Here is a 24,174-nt window from a genome sequence, read left to right as displayed (position 1 = left end):
CAGAGAGGGTTGAATATGAATAAAGTGTATTTAGCGCAGTATATAAAACGATTTTGTTTTTTGATACTAGGTGCATTTATCACAGGTGCTGCAATTGGTGTATGCAACCGCTCCGGTTGGGGAGCAGACTCAATCACTGTTTTCTATGACGGGCTTGCGAAGACAGCAAATATATCGGTGGGTGAAGCCAGCAAATGGACGGCGCTTACAATGGTTGGAGCGGCGGCACTGATTGATTGGCGGCAGCTTGGATTGGGAACCATTATTGCCCCCTTTTTTACGCAGTATGGTATTGATCTATCAATGTGGTTGCTTCAAGGCGCAGCTGGCGGTATGATTGGATTTCTCTATTTTGCGGTAGGAATTACATTCATTGCACTGGGAATTGCACTTATGGTTTCAATGAATCTAGGCAAAAGCTCATATGATGCACTGCTTTTAGGTTTAGTAAATCGCTGCGGATTTTCATATGCGCCAATTCGATGGGTGTTTGATACAGGTTTATTAGCTGTTGGATTTTTACTTGGCGGCAAGGTTACTGTGGGTACTTTTATCGCCATTTATTATCTAGGCAAAGCAATCCCATTCTTCCGATATCACATAGAGTTAAAAGTCACTGCAAGGGTTATTTAAAACGTTTCCTAAGCGGTAGGAAATTGAATATTTGTTTAAGGCAGACAGCTTTGATATAATCACGATGACAATAAAATCTAACATTCAATGTATCTCTTTATTGTTTCAAATAGAAAGAGAGGAAATAAATATGAAAAAGAAATCATCAGTTGTAATTGCAGGCGGAGGCAGCACTTATACGCCGGAAATCATTTTAATGTTATTAGATAATCTCGACAAGCTGCCGCTTCGCAAGATCAAATTATATGATAATGATGAAGAACGTCAGAACAAATTAGCAAAGGCTTGTGAGATTATTGTAAAGGAAAAAGATCCAAGTATTGAATTTTTGGCAACCACTGATCCGGAATTAGCATATACGGATGTTGACTTCTGTCTTGCTCATATCCGTGTAGGTCAGCTGCCAATGCGCGAGATGGATGAAAAAATCTCGCTGAAGCATGGCGTAGTCGGTCAAGAAACTTGCGGCCCAGGCGGCATTGCATATGGTATGCGTTCAATCGGCGGTGTGCTTGAGAATATTGAATACATGGAGAAATATTCACCCAATTGCTGGATGCTGAACTATTCCAATCCAGCTGCTATTGTTGCAGAAGCATGCCGGCGTTTGAAACCTAATTCAAGGGTGATTAATATTTGTGATATGCCAATTGGTATGGAAAATACAATGGCAGAAATTTTAGGAGTAGCATCAAGAAAAGAGCTTGATGTACGTTATTTTGGTCTTAATCATTTTGGCTGGTGGTCATCAGTTAAAGATAAAGAAGGTAATGAGTTACTGCCGAAGCTGCTTGAACATCAGTTAAAATATGGCAATTGTATGACAGATGGCGGCGGCAATTTTACAGATGACAGCTGGCAGGAAACAGCAAGAAAAGTTAAGGATATTGTGGCGGTTGATCCGACATTAGTACCAAACTCTTATTTGAAATATTATTTATTTCCAGACTATGTTGTAGAACATTCAGATCCTAATTATACAAGAGCGAATCAGGTCATGGATACAAGGGAAAAGCGTGTGTTTGGTGAGTGTGCGCGAATTGAAAAAGCCGGTACAGCAGTTGGCACCTGTCTGGAAATTGGTATTCACGCATCATTTATTGTTGATTTAGCGACAGCACTTGCATTTAATACACATGAAAGAATGCTGCTGATTGTTCAAAACAATGGAGCTATTGAGAATTTCGACCCTGAAGCGATGGTTGAGATTCCGTGCATTGTAGGTAAAGATGGTTATGAACCTTTGTCAATTGGTAAGATTCCTACTTTCCAAAAAGGCTTGATGGAAGAACAGGTTGCGGTTGAAAAGCTGACAGTCGATGCTTGGCAGGAAGGCAGTTATCATAAATTATGGCAGGCTCTTACATTGTCTAAGACAGTGCCTAGTGCAACCGTAGCTAAAGCAATTCTTGATGATATGATTGAGGCAAACAAGGGTTACTGGCCTGAATTAAAGTAATTGTATCAGCCATCTATTAGGAATGAAAAAAGGAGAATTATATGAAAATATTATTATGCTGCAATGCAGGTATGTCCAGTTCAATATTGGTTAAGAAAATTCGTGAAGCCGCAAGTAAAAGAGGCATGGATTTAGAAATAACGGCTGTTGCTAATTCAGGAATTCGCGATGAAGTGGGGAAATGGGACGTATGTCTTGTAGGGCCTCAGTTGGTATATGCGGTTAGTACGATTCAGTCTCAGCTTAATATACCAGTAGCTAGTGTTGAACCACGTACTTATGCGATGGCTGACGGGGAGAAGGCATTGGATTTTGCTCTCAGCCTGCTGAATAAGTAAGCAGGAAATAATTATGGTAAATGTTGAGAAATTATCTGAAACGGCTATGCATATCATAACCTATGCCGGTTTGGCAAAATCATATTATATGCAAGGTTTGATGTATTATAAGGAAGGAAATACAGAAGCAGCATTAAAGTTAATTCAGGAAGGTGAAGATGAATTTATCCGGGCACATCATGCCCATGGAGAAACTTTGACAAATGAAATGTCTACATCTGATCCGCAGATTTCATTATTAATGGCACATGCTGAGGATCAGTTGATGAGTGCAGAAACAATCAAAATCATGGTTATGGAACTGATTGATGTATATAAGGAAAAGCGAGGAAATAAAGGTGAGTAATTATAATATTTGGGCAGATTCTAAAACACGGAATGGTTTCGCGGCTGATGAAATAATCTCCTGTCTGCAAAAGGCAATCCGCCGTTCAATGGTTGAAGAGGCGTGTCAGTATGCGTATGAATTATATACATCAGGACCTATTTTCTTAGATAAGGTATGGCGCCGGTTGCTGACAATTTCAGTTGAGGATATCGGTTTTGGCAATTTGGATGCGGCAGTGCAGATAAATGCTTTAGATCAAATGCGAAAAAGCTTTCCTTATGACGATGGTGACCAGCCGATGTATTTTATCCATGCGATACGAATTCTATGCATGAGTACAAAAGATCGGTCTAGTGACTTTTTGAAAAATATTATTATAAAGAGTGCTGCTATGGGCAGGAAGCCTGAAATCATGGATGTTGCACTTGATAAACATACTCGCCGCGGTCAATCAATGGGAAGAGGTTCAAAGCATTTCTTTGAAGAGGGCTGTTTAGTTTTTCCACAATTAGAAGTTGATAATGATTATAGGGAACGCTATGGCAAGATTCTTGAGGAATATGACCCCGAAAATGTTGTTGAGAATGCCTTTGTTTATAATACAGGTCAGTATTAAAGAGTTGTTTCGGCAACTCTTTTTTGAAAGGAGAGTTTATGAAGGCTTTTGAGAGCGTGCGGTTAACAAACATTGAATTAAAGAACCGTTTTATTCGATCAGCTACGTCAGAACGTCTTTGTTTGGATAATGGCCATTTGAGTGAAGCTTATTATCAGCATTATGAGAAACTGGCGCAAGGTGGCGCAGCCATGCTTATTACTGGCTATACATATCCTGATGAAGCTTTTAAAGTTAAATCACGAATGGCTGGGTTTTATGATGACAGCTTTATACCTGAGTATCAGCGGCTGACAGCTTTGGCTCACTGTTATGATACAAAACTTTTGCTTCAGCTTGTTCACGGCGGAAGTTCGTCCTCATTGGGCTGTATTGAAAGTGCTTCGGCTATACCTCATATATCATCAGGATTGGTTCCAGAAGCTATGAGCAAGGAAAGATTAAAGACAATCACTAATATTTTTGTAACTGCGGCTATACGTGCAGAGCGTTGTGGATTTGACGGTATACAAATCCATGCCGCACATGGATATTTGTTTTCACAATTTTTAGATCCTCGAATGAATCAGCGAATGGATGAGTATGGCGGCCCAATCAGCAATCGAGCTCGCTTGCTTGTTGAAGTGATAAAAGCAATTGATAAGCAAGTTTCCAAGCATTTTCATATTAGTGTAAAAGTGCATTGTTCAGATTTTAATATTAATGGCATGTGCTTTGATGAAGCTTTAGAATTATGCGGCTTATTAACAAAAGCAGGCGTTGATTCAATTGAGATAAGTGGGGGTGATTATGCAGCACGCAAAGGGGAGCTGTTTTATCAATCAGAAGCGGCACTGATTGCTGAAAAAGTAAATATCCCAGTATTTTTAGTGGGGGGTGTACGCAGTCTGAAGGCTGTAGAAAAACTGTTATGCACGACATCAATCGCTGCAGTTTCAATGAGCCGTGCTTTATTATGTGAGCCCAATCTCGTTAATGCTTATTATTATGGCAAGAAAGCATCACCGGATTGTCTGCAATGCCGTACATGCCAAGCTTGTATTCTGCCATCAAAACATGCACCCGCGCTGTTTGTTTCTGACGTAGACGGTACAATCTCAATGCATGGCGTTATTTCAAAAGCCGATGTGGCTGCTGTAAATCAATATGCTAAACATAATTATCTAGCTTTTATCAGCGGCAGATCATTGTCTAATTTAAAGTGCGATTTGGACAAACATAAGATTAATTATGATTTTCTCGGAGCATATAACGGTGCTTATTTAATTGATCGATGTGGCAAAGTTTTGATCGATCATCCGCTTGCTATTGAAATGGAGGAATTGTTTGAATTAATAAGTAAATTTCAGATTAAAGGATATGCTTTGACAGGTAAAGCAGGGATGTATTTTAATATTATGGATACTGATTCGATCATGAATAAAATGAAAACATCATCCTATGAACCACAGATTGAACAGCGAGAGGTAATGAAGCAGCTATATTCAGTGAATATAGAATTCAGAGATGATAGTACAGCAAGTTTGTTTATCGCACAGGCTGAAGCTTTAAAGTTGAATTGTCAGATATATCTGAATACGCATTTTGTTGATATTGTAGCGTATCGAACCGGTAAGCTTGAAGCAGTTAAATGTCTGCAGTCAGCACTTGGTCTTGAAAGAGAAGCAGTTACTGTTATTGGTGACAGCTTTAACGATTTGCCTATGATTGAAGCTTATAATAGCTTTGCAATTTCTTCTGGGGATTTGAAAGTCATTAAAGCGGCAGCTAATCAGGCTGACAGTGTTGAAGCGGCTATCCATCATATTATGGGTTAATAAATTAGAAACAGTCTATCGATAATGATAGACTTTTCGTCATGCAAAAAATGCACTTGATTACAAAAAAATGATATAATAGATAAAATAGCATGAATCGTGACGGAGGAAATTATGAAAAATATAAATATGTATAAACTTGTTCTTCGTGCGCTTTTTTTAATAGGCGGCGCTGCTTTAAATGGGTTCGCGATCGGCCTGTGCAATCAGTCAGGCTGGGGAGCCGACGCGATTACAGTCTTTTATGGCGGCGTGTCATCAACCTTTAATATAACGGTGGGGGCAGCAAGTACCTGCACGGCGATCGGTATGCTGATACTGGCGGGCATCATTGACTGGCGTCAGCTTGGTTTAGGTACCTTGATCACACCTTTTTTTACCCAGTTTGGAATTGATTTCGCTATGGGCTTGATTCCTCACCAGCAAGGCTGGATCACATTTGTAATGTTCGCATGCGGTTTGCTTTTAATGGCAATCGGCATCGCGGCTATGATTGATGCTAATCTTGGTAAATTTTCATACGATGCTTTAATTTTAGGATTAGTTGATAAAATGAAAAAGCCGTTCCATATGATACGCTGGACATGTGATATTCTGCTTCTTGTTTCCGGTATGATCTTAGGCGGTTCGGTGACAATCGGCACTTTTGTGGCCATCTTTGCATTAGGTAAGCTAATTCCGTTCTTTACCAATCAATTCAATTTAAGATTTAAAATGCAAAATAAGGAACAATACTCATAATGTTACATGAATAATGTAAGATTAGAAGCTATAATACTGTCAAGGAGGATTTATTATGCAGAGAACAAGTGAAACAAAAGTATTAAGAGATCCGATTCATGGTTATATTCATGTAGACCTTCAGGTTATCTGGGATTGCATCAATGCCCGTGAATTTCAGCGGTTAAGAAGAATTCATCAGCTTGGCGGTAATTTTCAGGTTTATCATACGGCTGAACACAGCCGGTTTGCACATTCGTTAGGGGTTTATGAAATTGTGCGGCGAATGGTGTATGAGGTGCATGCGCTGAATGAGCAGCTGAGTGAATATGATAAGATGACAGTCATGCTGGCGGGCTTGCTGCATGATATCGGACATGGGCCTTTTTCCCATGCGTTTGAAGCCATTTCATCAGTAAAACATGAAGAGTTCACAGTACGGATTATTCTTGAAGATACAGAAATTAATCATATCCTAAGAGCGGTGGATGCACGGCTCCCGCAGGCTGTGGCATCTATTATTACCTATGATCATCCCAATCCTTTACTGAATCAAATCGTAAGCGGACAGCTTGATGCGGATCGAATGGATTATCTGCTGCGTGATGCTTATTTTACCGGTACCAGTTATGGTGAATTCGATCTTGAACGCATCATCCGTACTATGCGTGTACGCAATGGCAAAATTGTTGTGAAAGAGAGCGGGATTCATACGGTTGAAGATTACATCATGGCTCGCTATCATATGTATTGGCAGGTTTATTATCATCCGATTGCCTGCAGTTATGAAACAATCCTGCATTTATTATTTAAACGAATGAAGACGGTTTATCGTGAACATCCTGAATGGCTGTCTGATTTGAAGATGTTTCTGCCGTTTCTGGCAAAGGCTCAGCCAGATGTGCATGATCATTTCATACTTGATGAATCAGCGGCTTTATATGGCTTTACTGTGCTGACAACAGGCAAAGATCCAATCCTTGCAGATTTGGCAGGCCGCTTGCTGAATCGTCGTTTGTTCGCCTATACCACGATTCATAATGACGAGGATATCGATGCAATCCGCACTGAAGTAGCACTGCGCGGTTATGATACAGAATATTATCTTGCTTGTGATCAGGCGTATCAGCGGCCTTATCAGCCTTATAAGGCGGGTGACGGACATAATATTTGGGTCATCTGCGAGGATGATTCAGTAAAGGAATTATCAGAAATATCTGATATTGTATCGGCAATTGTCCGCGGCAAGTCAAAGGAAGATAAAAAGGCTTTCTATCCTGAGGTTTAACCTATGTATCTTATCGATCTTGTTTGTTTTGATGATTTATCCGTGAAGCAATGCCGTATTGAAACAGAGGAAGCCAAGGATGAATTTCTTGTCCATTGTCTATTCGATGAAAGAGCTGTTACCGGCATCGGAGACAGTATGTTTACTGCGTTTCAAAAGCTGATGGATCAATTGTATGCGATGCATTATGGTATGAACTGTCAAGGTGCTAAACAAAATGCGATGCAGTCTGCCATGGCTTATGCGAGTGATAAAATTTATCTTCTCACACTTGGACAACAGGCTATGAAAAAAGATTTAGTCAGTATGTTTGAACCTGTTGAATTAACAATGTATTGCCGCAGCGATGAGCAATTGGAGTATGCCCAGCAATGGCTGGCAAGTCTATGAGACAGCGGTATGAAGCTGAAAAGAATAATATATATCAATAATATTGAAGTAACAGACAGCTGGTTTTACCAGTTGTTTTTCTATTCCTTTTTAAACCAATAGATACTGCCCAAAAGAGAATCTTTGCCAGTAATGGGGTCAACACGGCGCTCCATAAGGTTATTTGTAAGCTGATACCAGGCGGCTGTTTCTTCACCTTCATACAAAGAATTAAAGGTGGACTGAAAGATGCGTTTGGAAATGTTATAGTATTCTTTATCTAACGGACGGCTGTCATCAAAACCGCTCCATACGGCGATCGTATATTCAGGATTAAAACCAATCACTAAAGAATCAGCTTCACTGGTGCCTGATTTAGCGCCTACCTGAACTTTAGGTTCACTGCCGTACATTGTTGGAAAGTTTACGGTTTTATTTTTAATATCAAAGGTTGCCGTCAGCATTTGATTAATCATCAGCACTGAATCAAGATTCATCAAACGTTTTGTTTCCATATCGCGTTCATAAACCACATTGTTGTAGCTGTTGGTAATCGTGGATATCATGGCCGGTTTGATGTATTGCCCGCAGGATGCAAACGTATTGTATATGGTTGACAGCTCCAGCAGCGACATATCTACCGTTCCCAGCGCCAAAGAAGGAACCGCCTGTGAATTTTCGATGCCAAAGGCTTTTAACGCATTATCTAATGTATCCATACCAAGGAAGAGATGGGTTTTCACCGCATAAATATTGTCAGACATGGCAATGGCATTAATCATTGAGATTTCACGGTTTGGATACAGCTCGTTATAATTGGTCGGAGCATATTCATTTTGCGCGTCTATCTGAAATGTAGTGGGTGTTGACATAAAGGTTGTTGAGGGTGTAAAGCCAGATTCTAAGGCCGTGTAATAAAGCAGCGGTTTGATTGTTGATGCGACTTGCCGATGGGCATAAATTGAACGGTTATACTGTGTAATCGTATAATCCTTACCGCCTTGTATCGCTAAAATATTGCCGGTAAAGGGCTGTGTAATGATGGCCGAGGTTTCCAGCTCATCGTTCAGATCTACATTATTTCTGAAGCTTTCAACCAGTTTTTTCTGTACGTCAGGATCATAATATGTATAAATATTGCCGCCTTCCTTTAATGATATTTCACCACGGCTGATCATTGCGTTCACCTCATCAATGACTGCCTGAATATAATAGGAAGCATTGGTATTTTCTTGATGATTTTCATTATAAATCAAGGGTTCTTCGATGGCTGCCTGCATTTCCGCTTCACTGATTAAACCGGCATTGGCCATAACCTGTAAGATTACCGCCTGTCTTGAATGGGCATTTTCTTCATTAATCAGCGGTGAATATAGGCTTGGCCCATTAGGAATGCCGATCAGCATCGCAAGCTGCGCATTATCCAGTTCATTCAAGGGTAAACCAAAGAAAAAATCAGCAGCTTCTTTGATGCCGTATACGCCATGACCATAATACAGGGTATTGAGATAACCCTCTAAAATAGCGTCCTTATCATACTGCATTTCCAATCGGGCCGCGTAAAATAATTCCTCCAGCTTACGGGTAAAAGTCTGTTCATTGCTTAGAAAGAGATTTTTAGCCATCTGCTGAGTGATCGTTGATCCGCCCTCCACAATTCTGCCTTCCATTAAATTGCTGATCAGCGCCTTTGTGATGCGGATAACGTCAAAACCATGATGCTGATAAAAGCGTTTATCTTCAACAGCGACAACTGCCTGTTTCACATTTTCAGGAATTTCTTCAATCGGCGTCCAGGTCAGTTCCTTTTTAAAATTAGTTTCATATAAAATATTGTTATTGATATCATAAATGGTAAAACGTTCCTTCTTTGAATCTAATTCAAGAGGTGTAAAAGCTGCCGCGGTATAAAAAAGGAACAGGCAGATAAAGCCGAAGATTGTAAAAGCGAGAAAGAATTTTAATAATTTGCGCATCTTATCACCTCATGGCTAGTATGGGAAAGTAAGCTTGAATTTAAACAGACATAAGGATCAAGAAATATAAAAAATGAAAGTAAAAGTTATATTTGATGAAGAAGAGTCTAAAAAGTTGATTTAAGATACCGTATTATTAAACATATCTGCGCCCTTTTGCAATCCTTATTCACTGCTCAGCATGTATTTTTATGCCCGCTTGAATCCGCTGAAGAACGTATTTTATCCTAGCTCTCGTTAAAGTGGAATTTAATATTTCACTTCAGGGAAATGAAAAAAATTCATTATCTACTTGCAGTATCTCATGTTTATGGTATAATGCGAAACGATGAGTGGTGAAGCTGATGAAACAACGGGTTCTTGTAAAGCAAAAGAATCAAATCACAAATGAAGAGTTTCTGATGGCCGATGGCATGTGTGAAATCAGAACTGATGAAAATAAACGAGAAGTTTTTTATCATGAACTTGATGCGGCTTCAACAAAAGTAGAAATGTTTATACATAAAGATCAGCTGACAATTATCCGGCATGGTGAAGTAGTCAGTACCCTGCATTTTAGAAACAATGAGAAAACTGTGGGTACTGTATTGAGTGAGTTTGGTGAGTTTCAGATTGAGCTTTTTACCCGCCGCTATCTATGCGCTAATGAGACAATTGCTGTCGAATATGATGTAATGAGCGGTGATGAAGTCAGTGATTCTTTTCGGATACTGTGGAAAATAAGGAGAGATGATGCATGAACGAAATTGAAAATAAATTAAAAGAATGTATCTGCGATGCCGTTAATAAAGGTTTTGATCTAACCATCGCAGCCGATGAGGTAACAATTGAAATACCTAAGGATAAAAGTCACGGAGATTATGCGACTAATATCGCTATGCAGCTGACACGGAAGCTGCATCAAAATCCTCGTCAGATTGCCGAGAAAATTATTGCCAATTTAGACAAAGCAGCCGGTAATCTTGAACAAGCGGAAATCGCAGGACCTGGTTTTATTAATTTTAAAGTAAAGAGTTCGACCTTAGCCAGCGTCATTACTAAGATTCTTGCACAGGGTGATGCTTATGGTGAAAATGAAGTCGGCAATCATGAAAAAATCATGGTTGAATATGTATCTGCCAATCCTACCGGCGATTTACATTTAGGTCATGCCCGCGGCGCAGCTTGGGGTGATTCATTAACTCGGTGTATGAAAGCCAGCGGTTATGATGTATGCCGTGAATATTATGTGAATGATGCAGGTAATCAAATTAATAATCTTGCATATTCTTTAATAGCCAGATATCAGCAGAATTTCGGAATTGATGCGCAGATGCCGGAAGATGGCTACTATGGCAAGGATGTTGAAAACATCGCGAAGCAGATTGCCGAACGCGATGGTGAAAAATGGCTTAATGCTGATGAAGAGGAACGTTATCAATATTTCCGTAAGGAAGGAATCAAATTTGAATTAGATAAGCTAAAGGCTGACTTGGGCTTATTCAGAGTAGAATTTGATGTTTGGAGCAGTGAACAGTCACTGTATGATAACGGTGAAGTAGAGGCGGCTTTGAATAAGCTGATCGATTTAGGTCTGACTTATGAAAAAGATGGCGCAATCTGGTTTAAATCAAGTGAATACGGAGATGATAAAGATCGTGTTCTGCGTAAGTCAGATGGTTCCAACACCTATTTGCTGCCGGACATTGCCTATCATATCGGTAAGTTTAACCGCGGTTATACCAAGCTAGTCAATCTTTGGGGAGCTGATCATCACGGTTATATCCCGCGTATGAAAGCAGCGATGCAGGCATTGGGCAAAGATGCTGATGCTTTGGAAGTAGATATTATCCAAATGGTTCGTCTGGTTGAGGACGGCATGGAAGTGAAGATGTCAAAGCGTACTGGCAATGCGGTTACTGTGCGTGAGTTATGCGAGGAAGTCGGTGTTGATGCCGTGCGTTATAACTTTGTGCAGCGAGCTTTAGATACCCATCTTGACTTTGATTTAGGTCTGGCCCGCAAGCAGTCAAATGAGAATCCGGTTTACTACGCGCAGTATGCCCACGCGAGAATTTGTTCGATTCTGCGTCAGGCAGGTGATGCGGAAGTCCCTGAGTCATTTGATTTATTGACGCATGAAAAAGAAGTGAGCCTGATGAAATATCTGAATGAATTCCCTGGTGTCGTTGCGGATGTCGCTGTTCAGCGCGCACCGCATAAAATGTGCAACTATATTCAAAAATGCGCACAAAATTTCCACAGTTTCTATGGCGCATGCAAGGTCATTGACGCTGAAAATCCTGAATTGACCAAGGAACGTCTGGCCCTGTTAAAGGCATGCAAAGTAACGCTGAAAAATGCTTTAAACCTCATTGGTGTTGAAGCGATAGAAAAAATGTAGAAGGAGAATTGTTTGAATGAAGAAACCTATGGTTGACATCGCATTTGATTTGATGTCGAAGAAAAAGAAACCCGTATTATTTTTAAAGCTGTGGGAAGAAGTTGCCCAAATCGACGGTTTGACTCCCCAACAGGCAGATGATAATATAGCACAGTTCTATATGGATTTAGGCCTTGATAATCGCTTTGTTCATATGGGTGAAAACAAATGGGATTTAAGATCCCGTCATACCTTTAATGAGGTTGTGGTTGATACGGATGCATTGATCATTGATGAAAATGACGGTGAAGAGGATGAACTGGAGCTTCTTGATGAAGAAGAGGAAAAAGACGAAATCGTTGAAGATAAATATTAATCAACAGCCAGGGTAATACCTGGCTTTTATATTGAAAAAAACACCCGTGAGGGTGTTAATTAATTTTAAGCTTTACTTTCTCAATGCATTTATCCTTTACTTCAAGGATCTCAAAATATAAATTGTCGATCTTAATCGTATCTTTCGCGTCATCATCAGGAATGATGCCTAATTGATCAATCAGATAACCGTTAAGTGTTTCATGATTCTCTGAGTGCAGCGACAGCTTTAACCCTTCGTTAAGATCATCAAGCGGGATTGATCCGGCAATAATATAGCTGCCGTCAGCTGTTTTAATAATCGCTTCACTTGGTTCATCGTCTTCATCCGATATATCACCGACAATTTCTTCGACTAGATCTTCCATGGTCACAATACCGGCAAAACCACCGTATTCATCAATCAGAATCGCCATGTATATTTTAGCTTTCTGCATTTTTTTGAATAATACATCAATTTTAATGCTTTCAGGTACAAAATAAGGCTTTTGAAGAATTGCCTTGAGATCAATCTTATCAAAGCCATGCTGCTTCGCTTCAATAATCAGATCTTTTAAATGCAGGATGCCGACAATCTCATCCTGATCATTTTGATAGACAGGAATTCTTGAATATCGCATAGCCAGCAGTTCATCTAAGTTCTGATTTAGATTTTCATCAAGATCAAGCATATAAACATCGGGGCGCGGCGTCATAATTTCATAAGCCAGCTTGTCATCAAATTCAAAGATACTCTCCATGAATTCCTTGCCTGTCTCATTAATTACACCGCTCTGCGTACCGGCAGCCAGCAATGCCTTGATTTCCTCCTCAGATACCGCATCCTCAATATCATCTTGATTCATATGGAAAAGCTTTAATAACGCGGTAACGGATACCGAGAGAATCTTGACGAAGGGAGCTGCAATCTTAGATACAAATATGATAATATTCACGCTTGCCAATGATACCTGCTCACTCTTCTGCAGGGCGATACGTTTTGGAAACAGCTCGCCAAACACAAGGGTGAAGTATGACAGAATCACGGTTACAATAACTACGGCAATCGTTTCGCTGTAAGGCAGATTGAAATGATTGAAGAAGTCAGCAAGGTAAACCGAGATACCGGTAGCGGCACTGGCACTGGCAAAGAAACCAGCCAGCGTAATAGCTACCTGAATCGTTGACAGAAAGCGGTTTGGCTCATCAATCAGCTCTAGGAGCTTTTGTGCCTTGCGGTTGCCTTCTTGGGCCAGCGTTGATATTTTTGTTTTATTGAGTGATACGACCGCCATTTCTGATGCGGCAAAAAAAGCGTTGATGCCAGTTAAGGCAATGAGTAATAAAATTTGTAAGAATAGATCGGGATCAATGTCCATTCGATCATCCACCTCCTAATAAATTGAAAAAATAATAACATAAGACAGACGAAAAAGCAAATGACGTCTTTGTCACACAAAAAAGCTATATTTTATGCAAAGGTTGCAGTTTTAGGCTTTCAATTTGATGTTAGTTTGAGTATAATACTTGTGTATAACCAATAAAAGGAGGAATTTATTTATGGCATTAGTATCAGCAAAAGAAATGCTTGAAAAAGCACATGCAGGTCATTATGCAGTTGGTCAATTCAATATCAATAACCTTGAATGGACAAAAATGATTTTATTAGCAGCTCAGGAAACAAATTCACCAGTTATCTTAGGTGTAAGTGAAGGCGCTGGAAAATACATGACAGGTTACAAAACAGTAGCTGACATGGTTAAAGCTATGATCGATGAAATGGGTATCACTGTACCTGTTGCATTGCATTTAGATCACGGTTCATATGAAGGTGCTAAAAAATGCATCGAAGCTGGTTTCTCTTCAGTAATGTTTGATGGTTCTCACTATCCATTCGAAGAAAACGTTGAAAAATCAAAAGAAATTATCGCTTTAGCTCATTCACAGGGCATTTCTGTTGAATGTGAAGTTGGTGCTATCGGCGGTGAAGAAGACGGCGTTATCGGCGGCGGTGAAGTTGCTGATCCTGAAGAATGCGCTAAAATCGCTGCATTAGGCGTAGATATGCTGGCTGCAGGTATTGGTAACATTCACGGTAAATATCCTGAAAACTGGAAAGGCTTGAACTTTGATGTACTTGCTGAAATCCAAGCTAAAACTAACGGTAAACCATTAGTTCTGCACGGCGGTTCAGGTATTCCTACTGACATGATCAAAAAAGCGATCTCTTTAGGTGTTTCTAAGATCAATGTTAACACTGAGTGTCAATTAGTATTTGCTGACGCAACTCGTAAATACATCGAAGCAGGCAAAGACTTAGAAGGCAAAGGCTTTGACCCACGTAAATTATTAGCTCCTGGCTGCAATGCAATCAAGGAACTGGTTATTGATAAAATCAAAGAATTCGGTTCTGACAATCAGGCTTAATTTAAGAAATAATGCTGGCTGTATGCCAGCTTTTTCTTTGTTCCTGTTGAGAAACAGGTGATTTGTGCTATACTTTAAGTAGTTATATACCATTAAAGGAGTGTGTACGACGATGGCTAAGAAGAACGATGTTTTGAAAAAGAAAATCGAAAAGAAAGCAGAAGCAGTCAAAGAGGTTGTAGGGGAAGAACCAGCTGTTGAACCTAAAAAGATTACAGCCGCTGAAGAACCTAAGAAAATTGCCGCAAAAGCAGCGCCGAAGAGAATTTCCGCAAAAGAAACTCCTAAAAAAATAACGGCTAAGGAAGAACCTAAAAAGATCGCCGCCAAGGCAGCGCCTAAGAAGCTTGAAAATAAGGCTGAGCCGGAAGAAAAAGAAGTGGCAGCTGCTGTGGAAGGGAAGAAGGCAGTCCGCAAAGCCAAGACGGAAACGCCTAAGGCTGAAGCAAAACCGAAAAAAACGGTGAAAGCTAAGACTGAGACAACTGAGGAAAAGGCTAAGCCAGCTCGTAAAGCTGCGAAGAAGGCTGTTGAGGAAGTCAAAGAAGATAAAACGAAAAAAGCTGTAAAACGCCCTGCTAAGAAAGCTGAAGCAGAAGCGGTTGTTTTACCGTTTACCGTAGAAGAAGGCATTCAGAAGATGAATGCGATGAATATTTTCTATACTTTTGATGAATATCATCGCTTATTGATTGAAAATGAAACGATTACCAAAGCGATTGAAGCAATCATTGATGAATGCAAGCTGGTAGATTTTGACCGTTCAGTGCTTGAGGTGCTGTATGGTGATCTAGTACGCCGTGTCGATGTAAAGACCAGTGATTTCAAGGCGATGAAGAAAACGCTTGAAGAGATTATGAATCGCAAGACAACTAGCTTTGAGGAAGATTCACAGCTCTATCATGATGCCTTCTATTTTGCCGGCAAGCTGTTGGAATACGGTGAACGTTTCAAATTATCAACAACTGATAAATTAAAGGCATGGACTGGTGTAGATATGGTTCAATACTATAATTTCTACATGGATATGGCATTAAAGGTATTGCCTGAATGGGCGGATAAAGATGTAGATATTTATGAAGATTTCATGAGTGAGGTATGCACGCAGTTTACGGATTTATGCGCTGAATTGGAATTCCGCTTCCAAATCGATCTGGCTGATATTCAGATTGCTCATGGTTTTTACAGCAAGGGCGATTCAACATTTGAATATCTGCTGAGAGAAAATGAAATCAAGGATTATATTTACTATCGTTATGCGCATGCATATGTTGATATTAATTTAGATAAGGCTAAATGGATTGCTAACCGGGCATTTGCGGTTGTTGATAAACGTTATGTTTATTATCCATTGCTTGTTGAAATTGCAAATCGTTAAAGACTCAGGAGAAATCGCAAGGTTTCTCCTTTCTTTGATTTTATGGTTTTATTAAAAAAGCACACTTTCCAGTGGATAGTTATTCAGCTTTAGCGGTTTTTTTGATATAATATGACTTACTGGAGGAATATTGATGACAGCAAATTTTACACAGGAAACATTTTATGAGACGCTCAGGTGTCATGGCATCGAGTTAAACGATAAGCAGAAGCAGCAATTTGATGTTTATGCGAAGATGCTTGTGGAATGGAATGAAAAAATGAATTTAACAGCGATTACGCAAATTGATGAAATTTATGAAAAGCATTTTCTTGATTCCATTTTACCAAGCTTTGTTTTTGATATCAGCGGTTCTTTGTGTGATGTTGGTGCGGGAGCCGGTTTCCCATCAATTCCTCTGAAAATCGTATATCCGCACTTATCGGTTACGATTATAGAAACCTTGGGGAAAAGAGTTACGTTCTTAAATGAATTAGTTAAAGCGCTGGCACTGGAGGATGTTCAATGCCTGCATGCGCGTGCGGAAGAGGCATGTGCGGATTTCAGGGAGAGCTTTGATCATGTAACAGCTAGAGCAGTGGCAAATCTGCCGATGCTTTCTGAGTTATGCATTCCTTTTATTCGGGTCGGCGGCAGTTTTATCGCTATGAAGGGTGCCAGTGGTCATGAAGAGGTCGCGGCCGCCAAGAAAGCGATTCGGGTTTTAGGCTGTGAGCTGAGAAACAGCAGTGATGTGAATTTGAGTGATGGATCTTTAAGGGTAAATGTTGAATTTGTGAAGGTTAAATCAACGCCGAAGCAATATCCGAGGGCGTTTGCTAAGATTAAGAAGAATCCGTTAAGAGGAGAATAGAAGATGAAAGAAACGAAGATTATACCGATTGAGCGGATCGTGCCCAATCCTTATCAGCCGCGGTTGGAATTCAATGAAGAATCGCTGTTTGATTTAGCTCAGTCGATCCGTGAGAATGGTCTGATTCAGCCAATTTCAGTTCGTGAGGCAAAGGGACATTATGAAATTGTAGCCGGTGAACGCCGGTTCAGAGCGATGCAGCTGTTGGGTATGACAGAGGTCAGTGCCTATGTGATGGATGCTGATGAGATGCAGATGGCTGAACTAGCGCTTGTGGAGAATGTACAGCGTGAGAATTTAAGTGCGATTGAGGAAGCGAAGGCATATCTTCAAATCATGAAAATAACTGGCTGCACACAAAGTCAGCTGGCGATGAAGATGGGTAAATCACAAAGCTCAATTGCGAACAAAATTCGTCTGTTGAATCTTGATGATAATATTCAAAATGCTGTTTCCAGTAAAATTATTACGGAGCGTCACGCGCGGGCGCTGATCGGTGTGGAAAATGAGAAGCAGCAGGAATTTCTTGAAAAGATCGTTAAGAAGGGTCTGAATGTTGCTCAGACGGAGAAATTAGTTCAGGAATCAATGAATCATGAGAAGAAAACGCGTGTTAAAGGGTTTGCCCGTGATATCCGAGTTGCGGTGAATACGGTCAAGCAGGCGTTCTCAATGATTTTGAAAACCGGTATCAATGCCGAATTAAATGAAGTTGAAACTGATGATGATTATCAAATGATCATCCGTTTCCCCAAGAGTTAAGAAGGAAGTGTACATATGGGTAAAATTATTGCAGTTTCAAATCAGAAGGGCGGCGTTGGCAAAACAACGACGAGTATTAATCTGGCTGCAGGTTTAGGTTATCTGGGCAAAAAGGTACTGCTGGTTGATTTTGATCCGCAGGGCAATGCTTCCCAGGGCGTCGGCGCGTCATTAAAGGGCAATCAGCTCAGCGTATATAATCTGATCATGGAAGATTATCATGTGAAGGATATCCGCAAGACTTTATCAACACCGCCGATTGATGTAGTGCCTTCCAATATTTCACTGGCTGGCGCTGATCTGCAGATGATTAAATTTGAAGTAGGCAAAGAAATGCTGCTGAAGAATAAACTGGATGAGGTAAAGGATGAATATGATTTCATAATCATTGACTGTCCGCCCTCATTGGGTCTGCTGAATACGAACGCTTTGACAGCGGCTGATGCAGTCATGATTCCAATTCAGTGTGAATATTACGCGTTAGAGGGTGTTACTCAGCTTCTGCTGACGATTCGTCTAGTGCAGCAGCTGTTTAATAAGAATCTGATTATTGAGGGTGTACTGCTGACAATGTTTGATGCTCGTACTAAATTGAGCGTTGAGGTTCAGCAGGAAGTGCGCAAGCATTTTAAAGAGCGGGTTTATAAGAACTATATTCCGCGCAACATTAAATTGTCGGAGGCGCCTTCCCATGGCCAGTCAATTTTTGAATATGATATTCGCTGTGACGGAGCCAAAGCTTATGCGGGCTTAGCCAGCGAAGTAGTTAAACAGAACAGTGAGGAGGCGGCATAATGGCAAAGAAAAAAGAAGAGCCGCGTATGGGTCAGGGACTGAACGCGATCTTTGGTGATGACATTGGCAGTCTGCTGGAGGATATTCAGCATGGCAATGCAGAGGGCAGCAGTCCTAAAATGGAACTGCCCATTGATGAAATTAAACCTAATCCGTATCAGCCAAGAAAACAGTTTGATGAAAAAAAACTGCAGGAACTCTCAGAAAGCATCGCAAGTCATGGTGTCTTCACACCCATTCTTGTTAAGCAGGGAATTTCAGGCTACGAGCTAGTTGCCGGTGAACGCCGTCTGCGTGCTGCTAAGCTGGCAGGATTAAAGACAATTCCGGGTATTTTAGTGGAATTTGATGATCAGCAGATGATGGAAATCGCACTGCTTGAAAATATTCAGCGTGAAGATTTGAATGCCATTGAGGAAGCGGCCGGCTATCAAAAAATTATTGAACGTCTTGGTTATACTCAGGAACAATTGGCTAAACGGGTCGGCAAATCCCGTGAGCATGTAACGAATATGCTGAGATTGCTGAAGCTGCCTAAGACAATTCAGAATTATGTCATTGACGGCAAACTGTCAATGGGACATGTGCGCGCGATGGCTAATGTAGAAGATCATGAAACGATGGAGCTGATTGCGAAACAGGCGATTAATGAAAAATTGAGTGTAAGAGCTGTTGAAGGTTTAGTGAAAAAACTTCATGAACCTAAGAAACCAGCCGTTGAAAAGAAAACAGATGCCCATCTTGCAGATCTGCAGGGCCGGCTTCAGGATAAATTTCAAACTAAGGTTTCACTTGACAATAAGCAATTAGTGATTCATTATCATGGATATGATGATCTGAATCGTATATTGGAGATTCTTGACTGTTTAGACGCAGAAGATTAGTATGAAAAAAGTAATTCGATGTGATCTGTGTGACACATGGATCGATTCCAAATTATTCAGCGGTATCACACATCTGCGCTGTCCTAAGTGCGGAATGCGTTATCAGCTGGAGCCGGCAAGTATCAAGCGGCATAGTATGCTGCCGATCGCACTCTGTCTGCTTGCCCTATTTATCAGCTATCGTTTTATTGACAGCAGCCAGCCAATGCTGAAAGTGATTTTTGTATTATGCTTCAGCGGCGGGGGAACACTAATCGTAAATCGATTGTTCCTGAAATATGGCTATTATCAATATGAAAGCGGGAAAGGTGACTCTTATCATGAAAAATAAACTGCTAACAAGTAAATGTCTTGCATTCCTATGCAATATCGTAATTATTCTTTTACCTATTCTGGTATGGGATATTATTGTATTATTTGTATTGGCGGGTATACTGCCGGCAGGAATGCTTGATGTGGTCGATCCATTTGTGGAAATTCTCATGATCGTATCATTGCTGCTGACCAATGTCTTTATCGCGGTATCTTACGGCCAGACATTTGGTGCGGTATCCTTTGATATCCGGGTTGTAGACTTAAGCAAGAAGAAAGCATCAAGACTGCAGTGCATGCTTCGTGAACTGATTGGTTTCAGTCTGCCTTTCTTCATTCTGTACTGGCTGTTTAATTATATTGGCATCGTCGCTTATCTGCTTGTCAATCTGTTAGTTATTCTGATTGATCCATATGGCCGTTCAATTGTTGATTATGTTACACATACTAGAACGATTTCGGCATATGATGCGGGGGCACCGGTGAAAAAGAAAATTGCTAAAAAAAACGAAGTTGAAGAAGTTAAAGAAGTGGTAAAACCGCAGCCGGCAGCAGTCCCTGCACCAGCCGCACAGGTAGTGCGTGACGGTGTTTATAAGGTTGATCTGCACATGCACTCCCGATATAGTGATGACGGTGATTTCAGTGTTGAGGAATTGTTCGCAAGAGCAAAGCGCAATGGTATTCAGACAATTTCCATTGCTGATCACAACAGCATAAAAGCTAATTTTGAAGCGGTGATATTGGCAGACCGCTATCAAATCAATTATATTCCCGGCATTGAAATGGATTGTTCCTTCAATGGCACGAATCTGCATCTGTTAGGCTATGGTATTGATTATAAGGATGAACGTTATATTCAGCTCAGCAACTATCATTTGAAACAGGAGCGCAAGGCTTCGATTGAACGAGTAGATAAATTTGAAGCTGTCACCGGCTTAAAGCTTGATGTTGATTTACTTCTGTCAATGAACAACGCCGGGATTATTACCGGGGAAATGATTGGCGAACAGCTGCTGAACAATCCGGCTTATGCGGATGAAGAATTATTAAAGCCATATCGTGTCGGCGGTGAACGCAATGATAATCCATATGTAAACTTCTATTGGGACTTTTTCGCCCAAGGGAAACCAGCCTATGTTGATATAGCCTACCCAACATTGCAGGATATGGTTGAGTTGATTAAGGATACCGGCGGTATTCCAATTCTTGCCCATCCAAAGAAACCATTTGGCTGTGACAGTGAAACATTAAAGGCCATTCTTGACTGCGGCGTACGCGGACTGGAGGTCTTCAGCAGTTATCATAGCCCTGAGGAAATTGCCTGCTACCTGCAGATTGTCAAAGAGACATCATGCTTAGTAACATGCGGCAGTGATTTCCATGGCAAGACAAAGCCAAGTATTGAAATGGGTGTCAGCGGGGCTGAACCTAAATATGATAAATTGATTTCCATCTTTACAAAGAAATTTATTGATGCATAAGGAATCTTCGGATTCCTTTTTTTGTATTCTAAAGCAATGAATCATATTTTAATTCACGGTATTTTTGCGGTGTCATTTTATAAATTGCTTCAAATTTCTTATAGAAAAAGCCTAAATTATCATAACCTACTTTATTGGCAATTTCATAAATCGGCATTTCTGTATTTGATAAATAGAAACATGCCTGACACATCCTTTGCAGAATGATTAATTCTTTAAACGATTTGCCTGTGCCTTTTTTTATATATGAACTTAAGTATTGAGGCGTGAAACCAAAAACATCAGCGGTGTCTTGAAGCGAAGTAGTAAAACAATGATCTTCAATATAATTTAGAATCGACATTAAATGATTTTTATTCTTCTTCTCATTCATCTGCTGATTTTTATATTTCCTCAATATTTCACAGAATAATAAAATCATATAAGCATCAATGACCTTGTCACTGCAGAATATAGGTTCATAATGCTCACATAAAATGTTTTGAATAATTGTATGAATTTGATTATCTTCTTGTTTTTTAAATAATAGATACTGATCATGTTTGGCATTGGAAGAAAGTGAATTAAGTAAAAAACTATTGATGATGCCATTATCCCCTAAGCGATTTAAAAATCCCTGTGTTAAATATTCCTTGCGGATTTCAATAGAAATGATGATATCCTCTTCATTTAGATAGGCGATGGAATGCGGTACATTGGTATCTAACATACATATATCCCCTTGTTCCATGAATACCTTCTTCCCATCGATTGTCTGCGTACATTTTCCTGAATAAACATAAATAAATTCAATCACTGTATGAATATGCTCAGGAATAAAAGTGAAACGTGATTCTTTATTTACGATAACATATTTATTTTCAAAGAGTGAATTGAAAGTAAACAAATACATTGAGCGGTCTTGATAGTTAATTTTTTGGATATTTTTATAGCGTTCTGACAGTGTCAAAGGATCATGGCCTTGATGATATTGTTCAGATTTTGTTAATTGAAATAAAGAAGCTTCTAGTTTTTTTATGTTCATGGGATCACCTGGCTTAAGTTTAAAATATTAAGTTTGGTAAGTCAACGCGTTTTATTAGGAAATTGTAAACGGATTCATTAACAGATATCATAATAGTGTAAGAACGGTTCTGACAAGTAAAAAAGAAAGGATAAGCGATGGATATGAATAAAAAGCTTAAAATAGATGTATTATCGCCCGCAGCCGGACAATATGTTCCTTTGCGTGAAATCAAGGATGAGACATTCAGCAGCGGTGTAATGGGGAGCGGCTTTGGCATTATGCCAACAAAGGGTGTAATTTATGCGCCGGTAAATGGAACTGTCTCAATGCTGTTTCCTACCGGTCACGCGATTGGTTTTACTGCCGAGAATGGTTTAGAAATCCTTGTTCATATCGGTATTGATACAGTGAATCTGAACGGCAAGGGGTTTGAAGTGCTGAAAAAAACTGGTGACACTGTGCATGCAAATGAACCAGTGATTAAATTTGATATCGATGCGATTAAAGAAGCTGGCTTAGATCCAACAGTAATTGTTATTTATACAAATGAGAGTAAGTATACAATTGAGAATTATGAAGCAGTTCAATTGGCATTGGATACTAGAGTAGCCCAATCCTTCAGGAAGGAAGCGAATGTGATGAAAAAAGATTTAAGTAAGTATGAATATGGTGCCATGTGCTCAGAGATATTAGAAATTATCGGCGGTAAAGAAAATATCGCCAATGTATTCCACTGTATTACTCGATTGAGAATTGTGCCGGTTAACCGTGATTTGGTTGATGTTGAAAAGCTGAAAAATGTGAAAGGTATTTTAAAGGTTGTTGAATCAAGCGGTCAAATCCAATGTGTAATCGGTACTACAGTACCTGAAGTATTTAATGAATTCATTGAAATTTCGGGTGTAACTGCTGAATCTACAAGCACCGGCAATATCAAAGAAAAGAAACCCAACCTGATTACCCGCGGCCTCAATACCTTGGCATCCTGTGTCAGCCCGGGGTTATACGCTATTGTTGCCGGCGGTATGATAAAGGGAATCGTTGCTTTAATAACTGCATTAGGTTTAGTAGATGCTTCATCACAAATCATTACCGTATTAAATGCTGTCGGTGATGCACCCTTCTATTTCATGCCGTTTACCGTTGGCTTTAATGCCGCTAAACGTTTTAAGGTAAAAGAAGTATTTGGTATCATGACAGCCGGTATTTTGATGTACTCGACATTTGCAGCACCGGCAGAAGGAATAACCAGCTATGCTTTTGGTTTTCTGACCATACCGGCCTATAATTATAAAGCATCAATATTCCCGGTAATCTTGTCAGTGTGGATTTTCTCGGTTATATTCCATTTCATTGATAAAAAAATGCCTAAAAATCTACGCATTGTCTTCTCAGGCGCGTTGTCATTCTTGATAGCTGCTCCTCTGTTTCTGGCCTTTGCCGCTCCAATCGGCAATGAGATTGCTAAGCTTATGACTGGCACGTTTGCATGGTTATTTACAAATGCAGGTCCGTTTGCCGGCGCGTTGTTCTGCGGCATCATTCCTTTAACAATTATCTTTGGTATTAAAGGCTGGTCAGCCATTGAACTGCAGAATTTATCAACCTTAGGTTATGATTACATGCTGCCTAATTTCTTCTATTCAAATCTAGCCGTATCTGGCGCGATCCTCGCTTATTCGTTAAAGCAAAAACCAAGCGATAACCGATCAGCAGCAATCTCTACTGGTTTGGTATGTATTCTAGGTATTACTGAACCTGCATTGTATGGTTATGCACTGCCGGAAAAGAAGCCTTTATATGCAGCAATGCTGGGCGGTGCGATAGCCGGGGCGGTAGCGATGCTTTTAGGTGTTGTTACCTATGCATTCTCAATGCCTGGTATCACAAGTATCGCAACATATGTTGATAACGGCAGCAATTTCTTGATGCTGCTGATTACAATGGCGGTAGCATGGGGAGCATCATTTGCGATTTCATATGCGATTACTAAGAAAGAACAATAGAGGTGGA

Annotated in this window: 24 protein-coding genes; 21 read left to right on the top strand and 3 right to left on the bottom strand. The window is 40.1% G+C overall.

Annotated elements, in window-relative coordinates:
* Positions 1-15 precede the first annotated feature (15 nt).
* From DWZ33_RS07360 to DWZ33_RS07320, 9 genes are all read left to right on the top strand, one after another.
* A complete protein-coding gene (locus tag DWZ33_RS07360) occupies positions 16-633 on the top strand; it encodes a YczE/YyaS/YitT family protein (RefSeq protein ID WP_022939157.1) in 618 nt (205 codons plus the stop codon).
* A 130-nt stretch (positions 634-763) separates the two neighbouring features.
* Positions 764-2,092, top strand: coding sequence for a 6-phospho-alpha-glucosidase (locus DWZ33_RS07355; RefSeq protein ID WP_118454347.1), 1,329 nt, complete (start codon positions 764-766; stop codon positions 2,090-2,092).
* A gap of 41 nt (positions 2,093-2,133) precedes the next feature.
* Positions 2,134-2,430 (top strand): PTS sugar transporter subunit IIB, encoded by a 297-nt coding sequence (locus tag DWZ33_RS07350; protein WP_022939155.1) that lies wholly within the window; start codon positions 2,134-2,136, stop codon positions 2,428-2,430.
* A gap of 13 nt (positions 2,431-2,443) precedes the next feature.
* Positions 2,444-2,776 carry a PTS sugar transporter subunit IIA gene (locus DWZ33_RS07345; protein ID WP_022939154.1) on the top strand — a complete coding sequence of 111 codons (333 nt, stop codon included), beginning with the start codon at positions 2,444-2,446 and terminating at the stop codon, positions 2,774-2,776.
* Entirely contained in the window at positions 2,769-3,374 is a 606-nt protein-coding gene (locus DWZ33_RS07340; protein WP_022939153.1) for a hypothetical protein, read from the top strand. The genes DWZ33_RS07345 and DWZ33_RS07340 overlap by 8 nt, the downstream gene beginning before the upstream one ends.
* Before the next feature lie 38 nt (positions 3,375-3,412).
* A complete protein-coding gene (locus tag DWZ33_RS07335) occupies positions 3,413-5,191 on the top strand; it encodes an HAD-IIB family hydrolase (protein WP_118454346.1) in 1,779 nt (592 codons plus the stop codon).
* A gap of 114 nt (positions 5,192-5,305) precedes the next feature.
* The gene (locus DWZ33_RS07330) at positions 5,306-5,932 is read left to right on the top strand and encodes a YczE/YyaS/YitT family protein (RefSeq protein ID WP_118454345.1); all 627 of its coding nucleotides are present in this window, start codon (positions 5,306-5,308) and stop codon (positions 5,930-5,932) included.
* 55 nt (positions 5,933-5,987) lie between these two features.
* Positions 5,988-7,199 carry an HD domain-containing protein gene (locus DWZ33_RS07325; RefSeq protein ID WP_118454344.1) on the top strand — a complete coding sequence of 404 codons (1,212 nt, stop codon included), beginning with the start codon at positions 5,988-5,990 and terminating at the stop codon, positions 7,197-7,199.
* A gap of 3 nt (positions 7,200-7,202) precedes the next feature.
* Positions 7,203-7,589, top strand: coding sequence for a hypothetical protein (locus DWZ33_RS07320; protein WP_118454343.1), 387 nt, complete (start codon positions 7,203-7,205; stop codon positions 7,587-7,589).
* Positions 7,590-7,669: 80 nt separating this feature from the next.
* On the opposite strand, the gene DWZ33_RS07315 is transcribed toward DWZ33_RS07320, so the two are convergent.
* The gene (locus DWZ33_RS07315) at positions 7,670-9,544 is read right to left on the bottom strand and encodes a transglycosylase domain-containing protein (RefSeq protein ID WP_118454342.1); all 1,875 of its coding nucleotides are present in this window, start codon (positions 9,542-9,544) and stop codon (positions 7,670-7,672) included.
* Between the two features lie 344 nt (positions 9,545-9,888).
* On the opposite strand from DWZ33_RS07315, the gene DWZ33_RS07310 reads away from it, so the two are divergent.
* From DWZ33_RS07310 to rpoE, 3 genes are read left to right on the top strand one after another with little or no spacing between them, the layout of a single operon-like run.
* Positions 9,889-10,284, top strand: coding sequence for a DUF1934 family protein (locus DWZ33_RS07310; RefSeq protein ID WP_118454341.1), 396 nt, complete (start codon positions 9,889-9,891; stop codon positions 10,282-10,284).
* The gene (argS, locus tag DWZ33_RS07305) at positions 10,281-11,927 is read left to right on the top strand and encodes an arginine--tRNA ligase (RefSeq protein WP_022939146.1); all 1,647 of its coding nucleotides are present in this window, start codon (positions 10,281-10,283) and stop codon (positions 11,925-11,927) included. The genes DWZ33_RS07310 and argS overlap by 4 nt, the downstream gene beginning before the upstream one ends.
* Positions 11,928-11,943: 16 nt before the next feature.
* Positions 11,944-12,282: a DNA-directed RNA polymerase subunit delta gene (gene rpoE / locus DWZ33_RS07300; protein WP_022939145.1), complete on the top strand. Its 339-nt coding sequence runs from the start codon at positions 11,944-11,946 to the stop codon at positions 12,280-12,282.
* Positions 12,283-12,337: 55 nt separating this feature from the next.
* Here rpoE and DWZ33_RS07295 read toward each other — a convergent pair whose 3' ends face one another.
* A complete protein-coding gene (locus tag DWZ33_RS07295) occupies positions 12,338-13,639 on the bottom strand; it encodes a hemolysin family protein (RefSeq protein WP_118454340.1) in 1,302 nt (433 codons plus the stop codon).
* A gap of 181 nt (positions 13,640-13,820) precedes the next feature.
* On the opposite strand from DWZ33_RS07295, the gene fba reads away from it, so the two are divergent.
* From fba to DWZ33_RS07255, 8 genes are all read left to right on the top strand, one after another.
* The gene (gene fba / locus DWZ33_RS07290) at positions 13,821-14,687 is read left to right on the top strand and encodes a class II fructose-1,6-bisphosphate aldolase (protein WP_022939143.1); all 867 of its coding nucleotides are present in this window, start codon (positions 13,821-13,823) and stop codon (positions 14,685-14,687) included.
* Positions 14,688-14,799: 112 nt separating this feature from the next.
* The gene (locus DWZ33_RS07285; RefSeq protein ID WP_118454339.1) at positions 14,800-16,065 is read left to right on the top strand and encodes a hypothetical protein; all 1,266 of its coding nucleotides are present in this window, start codon (positions 14,800-14,802) and stop codon (positions 16,063-16,065) included.
* A 133-nt stretch (positions 16,066-16,198) separates the two neighbouring features.
* Positions 16,199-16,918 (top strand): 16S rRNA (guanine(527)-N(7))-methyltransferase RsmG, encoded by a 720-nt coding sequence (rsmG, locus tag DWZ33_RS07280; protein ID WP_118454338.1) that lies wholly within the window; start codon positions 16,199-16,201, stop codon positions 16,916-16,918.
* A gap of 3 nt (positions 16,919-16,921) precedes the next feature.
* Positions 16,922-17,680 (top strand): nucleoid occlusion protein, encoded by a 759-nt coding sequence (noc, locus tag DWZ33_RS07275; RefSeq protein WP_118454337.1) that lies wholly within the window; start codon positions 16,922-16,924, stop codon positions 17,678-17,680.
* Positions 17,681-17,695: 15 nt separating this feature from the next.
* Complete coding sequence (locus DWZ33_RS07270; RefSeq protein ID WP_022939139.1) at positions 17,696-18,475, top strand: ParA family protein; 780 nt, start codon at positions 17,696-17,698, stop codon at positions 18,473-18,475.
* The gene (locus tag DWZ33_RS07265) at positions 18,475-19,359 is read left to right on the top strand and encodes a ParB/RepB/Spo0J family partition protein (RefSeq protein ID WP_022939138.1); all 885 of its coding nucleotides are present in this window, start codon (positions 18,475-18,477) and stop codon (positions 19,357-19,359) included. The genes DWZ33_RS07270 and DWZ33_RS07265 overlap by 1 nt, the downstream gene beginning before the upstream one ends.
* A 1-nt stretch (position 19,360) precedes the next feature.
* Positions 19,361-19,690: a hypothetical protein gene (locus DWZ33_RS07260; protein WP_022939137.1), complete on the top strand. Its 330-nt coding sequence runs from the start codon at positions 19,361-19,363 to the stop codon at positions 19,688-19,690.
* Entirely contained in the window at positions 19,680-21,155 is a 1,476-nt protein-coding gene (locus DWZ33_RS07255; RefSeq protein ID WP_182425570.1) for a PHP domain-containing protein, read from the top strand. The genes DWZ33_RS07260 and DWZ33_RS07255 overlap by 11 nt, the downstream gene beginning before the upstream one ends.
* Positions 21,156-21,183: 28 nt before the next feature.
* On the opposite strand, the gene DWZ33_RS07250 is transcribed toward DWZ33_RS07255, so the two are convergent.
* Positions 21,184-22,179, bottom strand: coding sequence for an AraC family transcriptional regulator (locus DWZ33_RS07250; RefSeq protein WP_118454335.1), 996 nt, complete (start codon positions 22,177-22,179; stop codon positions 21,184-21,186).
* Positions 22,180-22,316: 137 nt separating this feature from the next.
* Between DWZ33_RS07250 and DWZ33_RS07245 the strand changes: the two genes are divergently transcribed.
* Positions 22,317-24,167 carry a PTS sugar transporter subunit IIABC gene (locus DWZ33_RS07245; RefSeq protein WP_220452408.1) on the top strand — a complete coding sequence of 617 codons (1,851 nt, stop codon included), beginning with the start codon at positions 22,317-22,319 and terminating at the stop codon, positions 24,165-24,167.
* Positions 24,168-24,174 lie beyond the last annotated feature (7 nt).

This window comes from Dielma fastidiosa (assembly GCF_003475485.1).
Taxonomy (GTDB): Bacteria; Bacillota_I; Bacilli_A; order Erysipelotrichales; family Erysipelotrichaceae; genus Dielma; species Dielma fastidiosa.
This window is presented reverse-complemented; position numbering and strand designations above follow the sequence as displayed.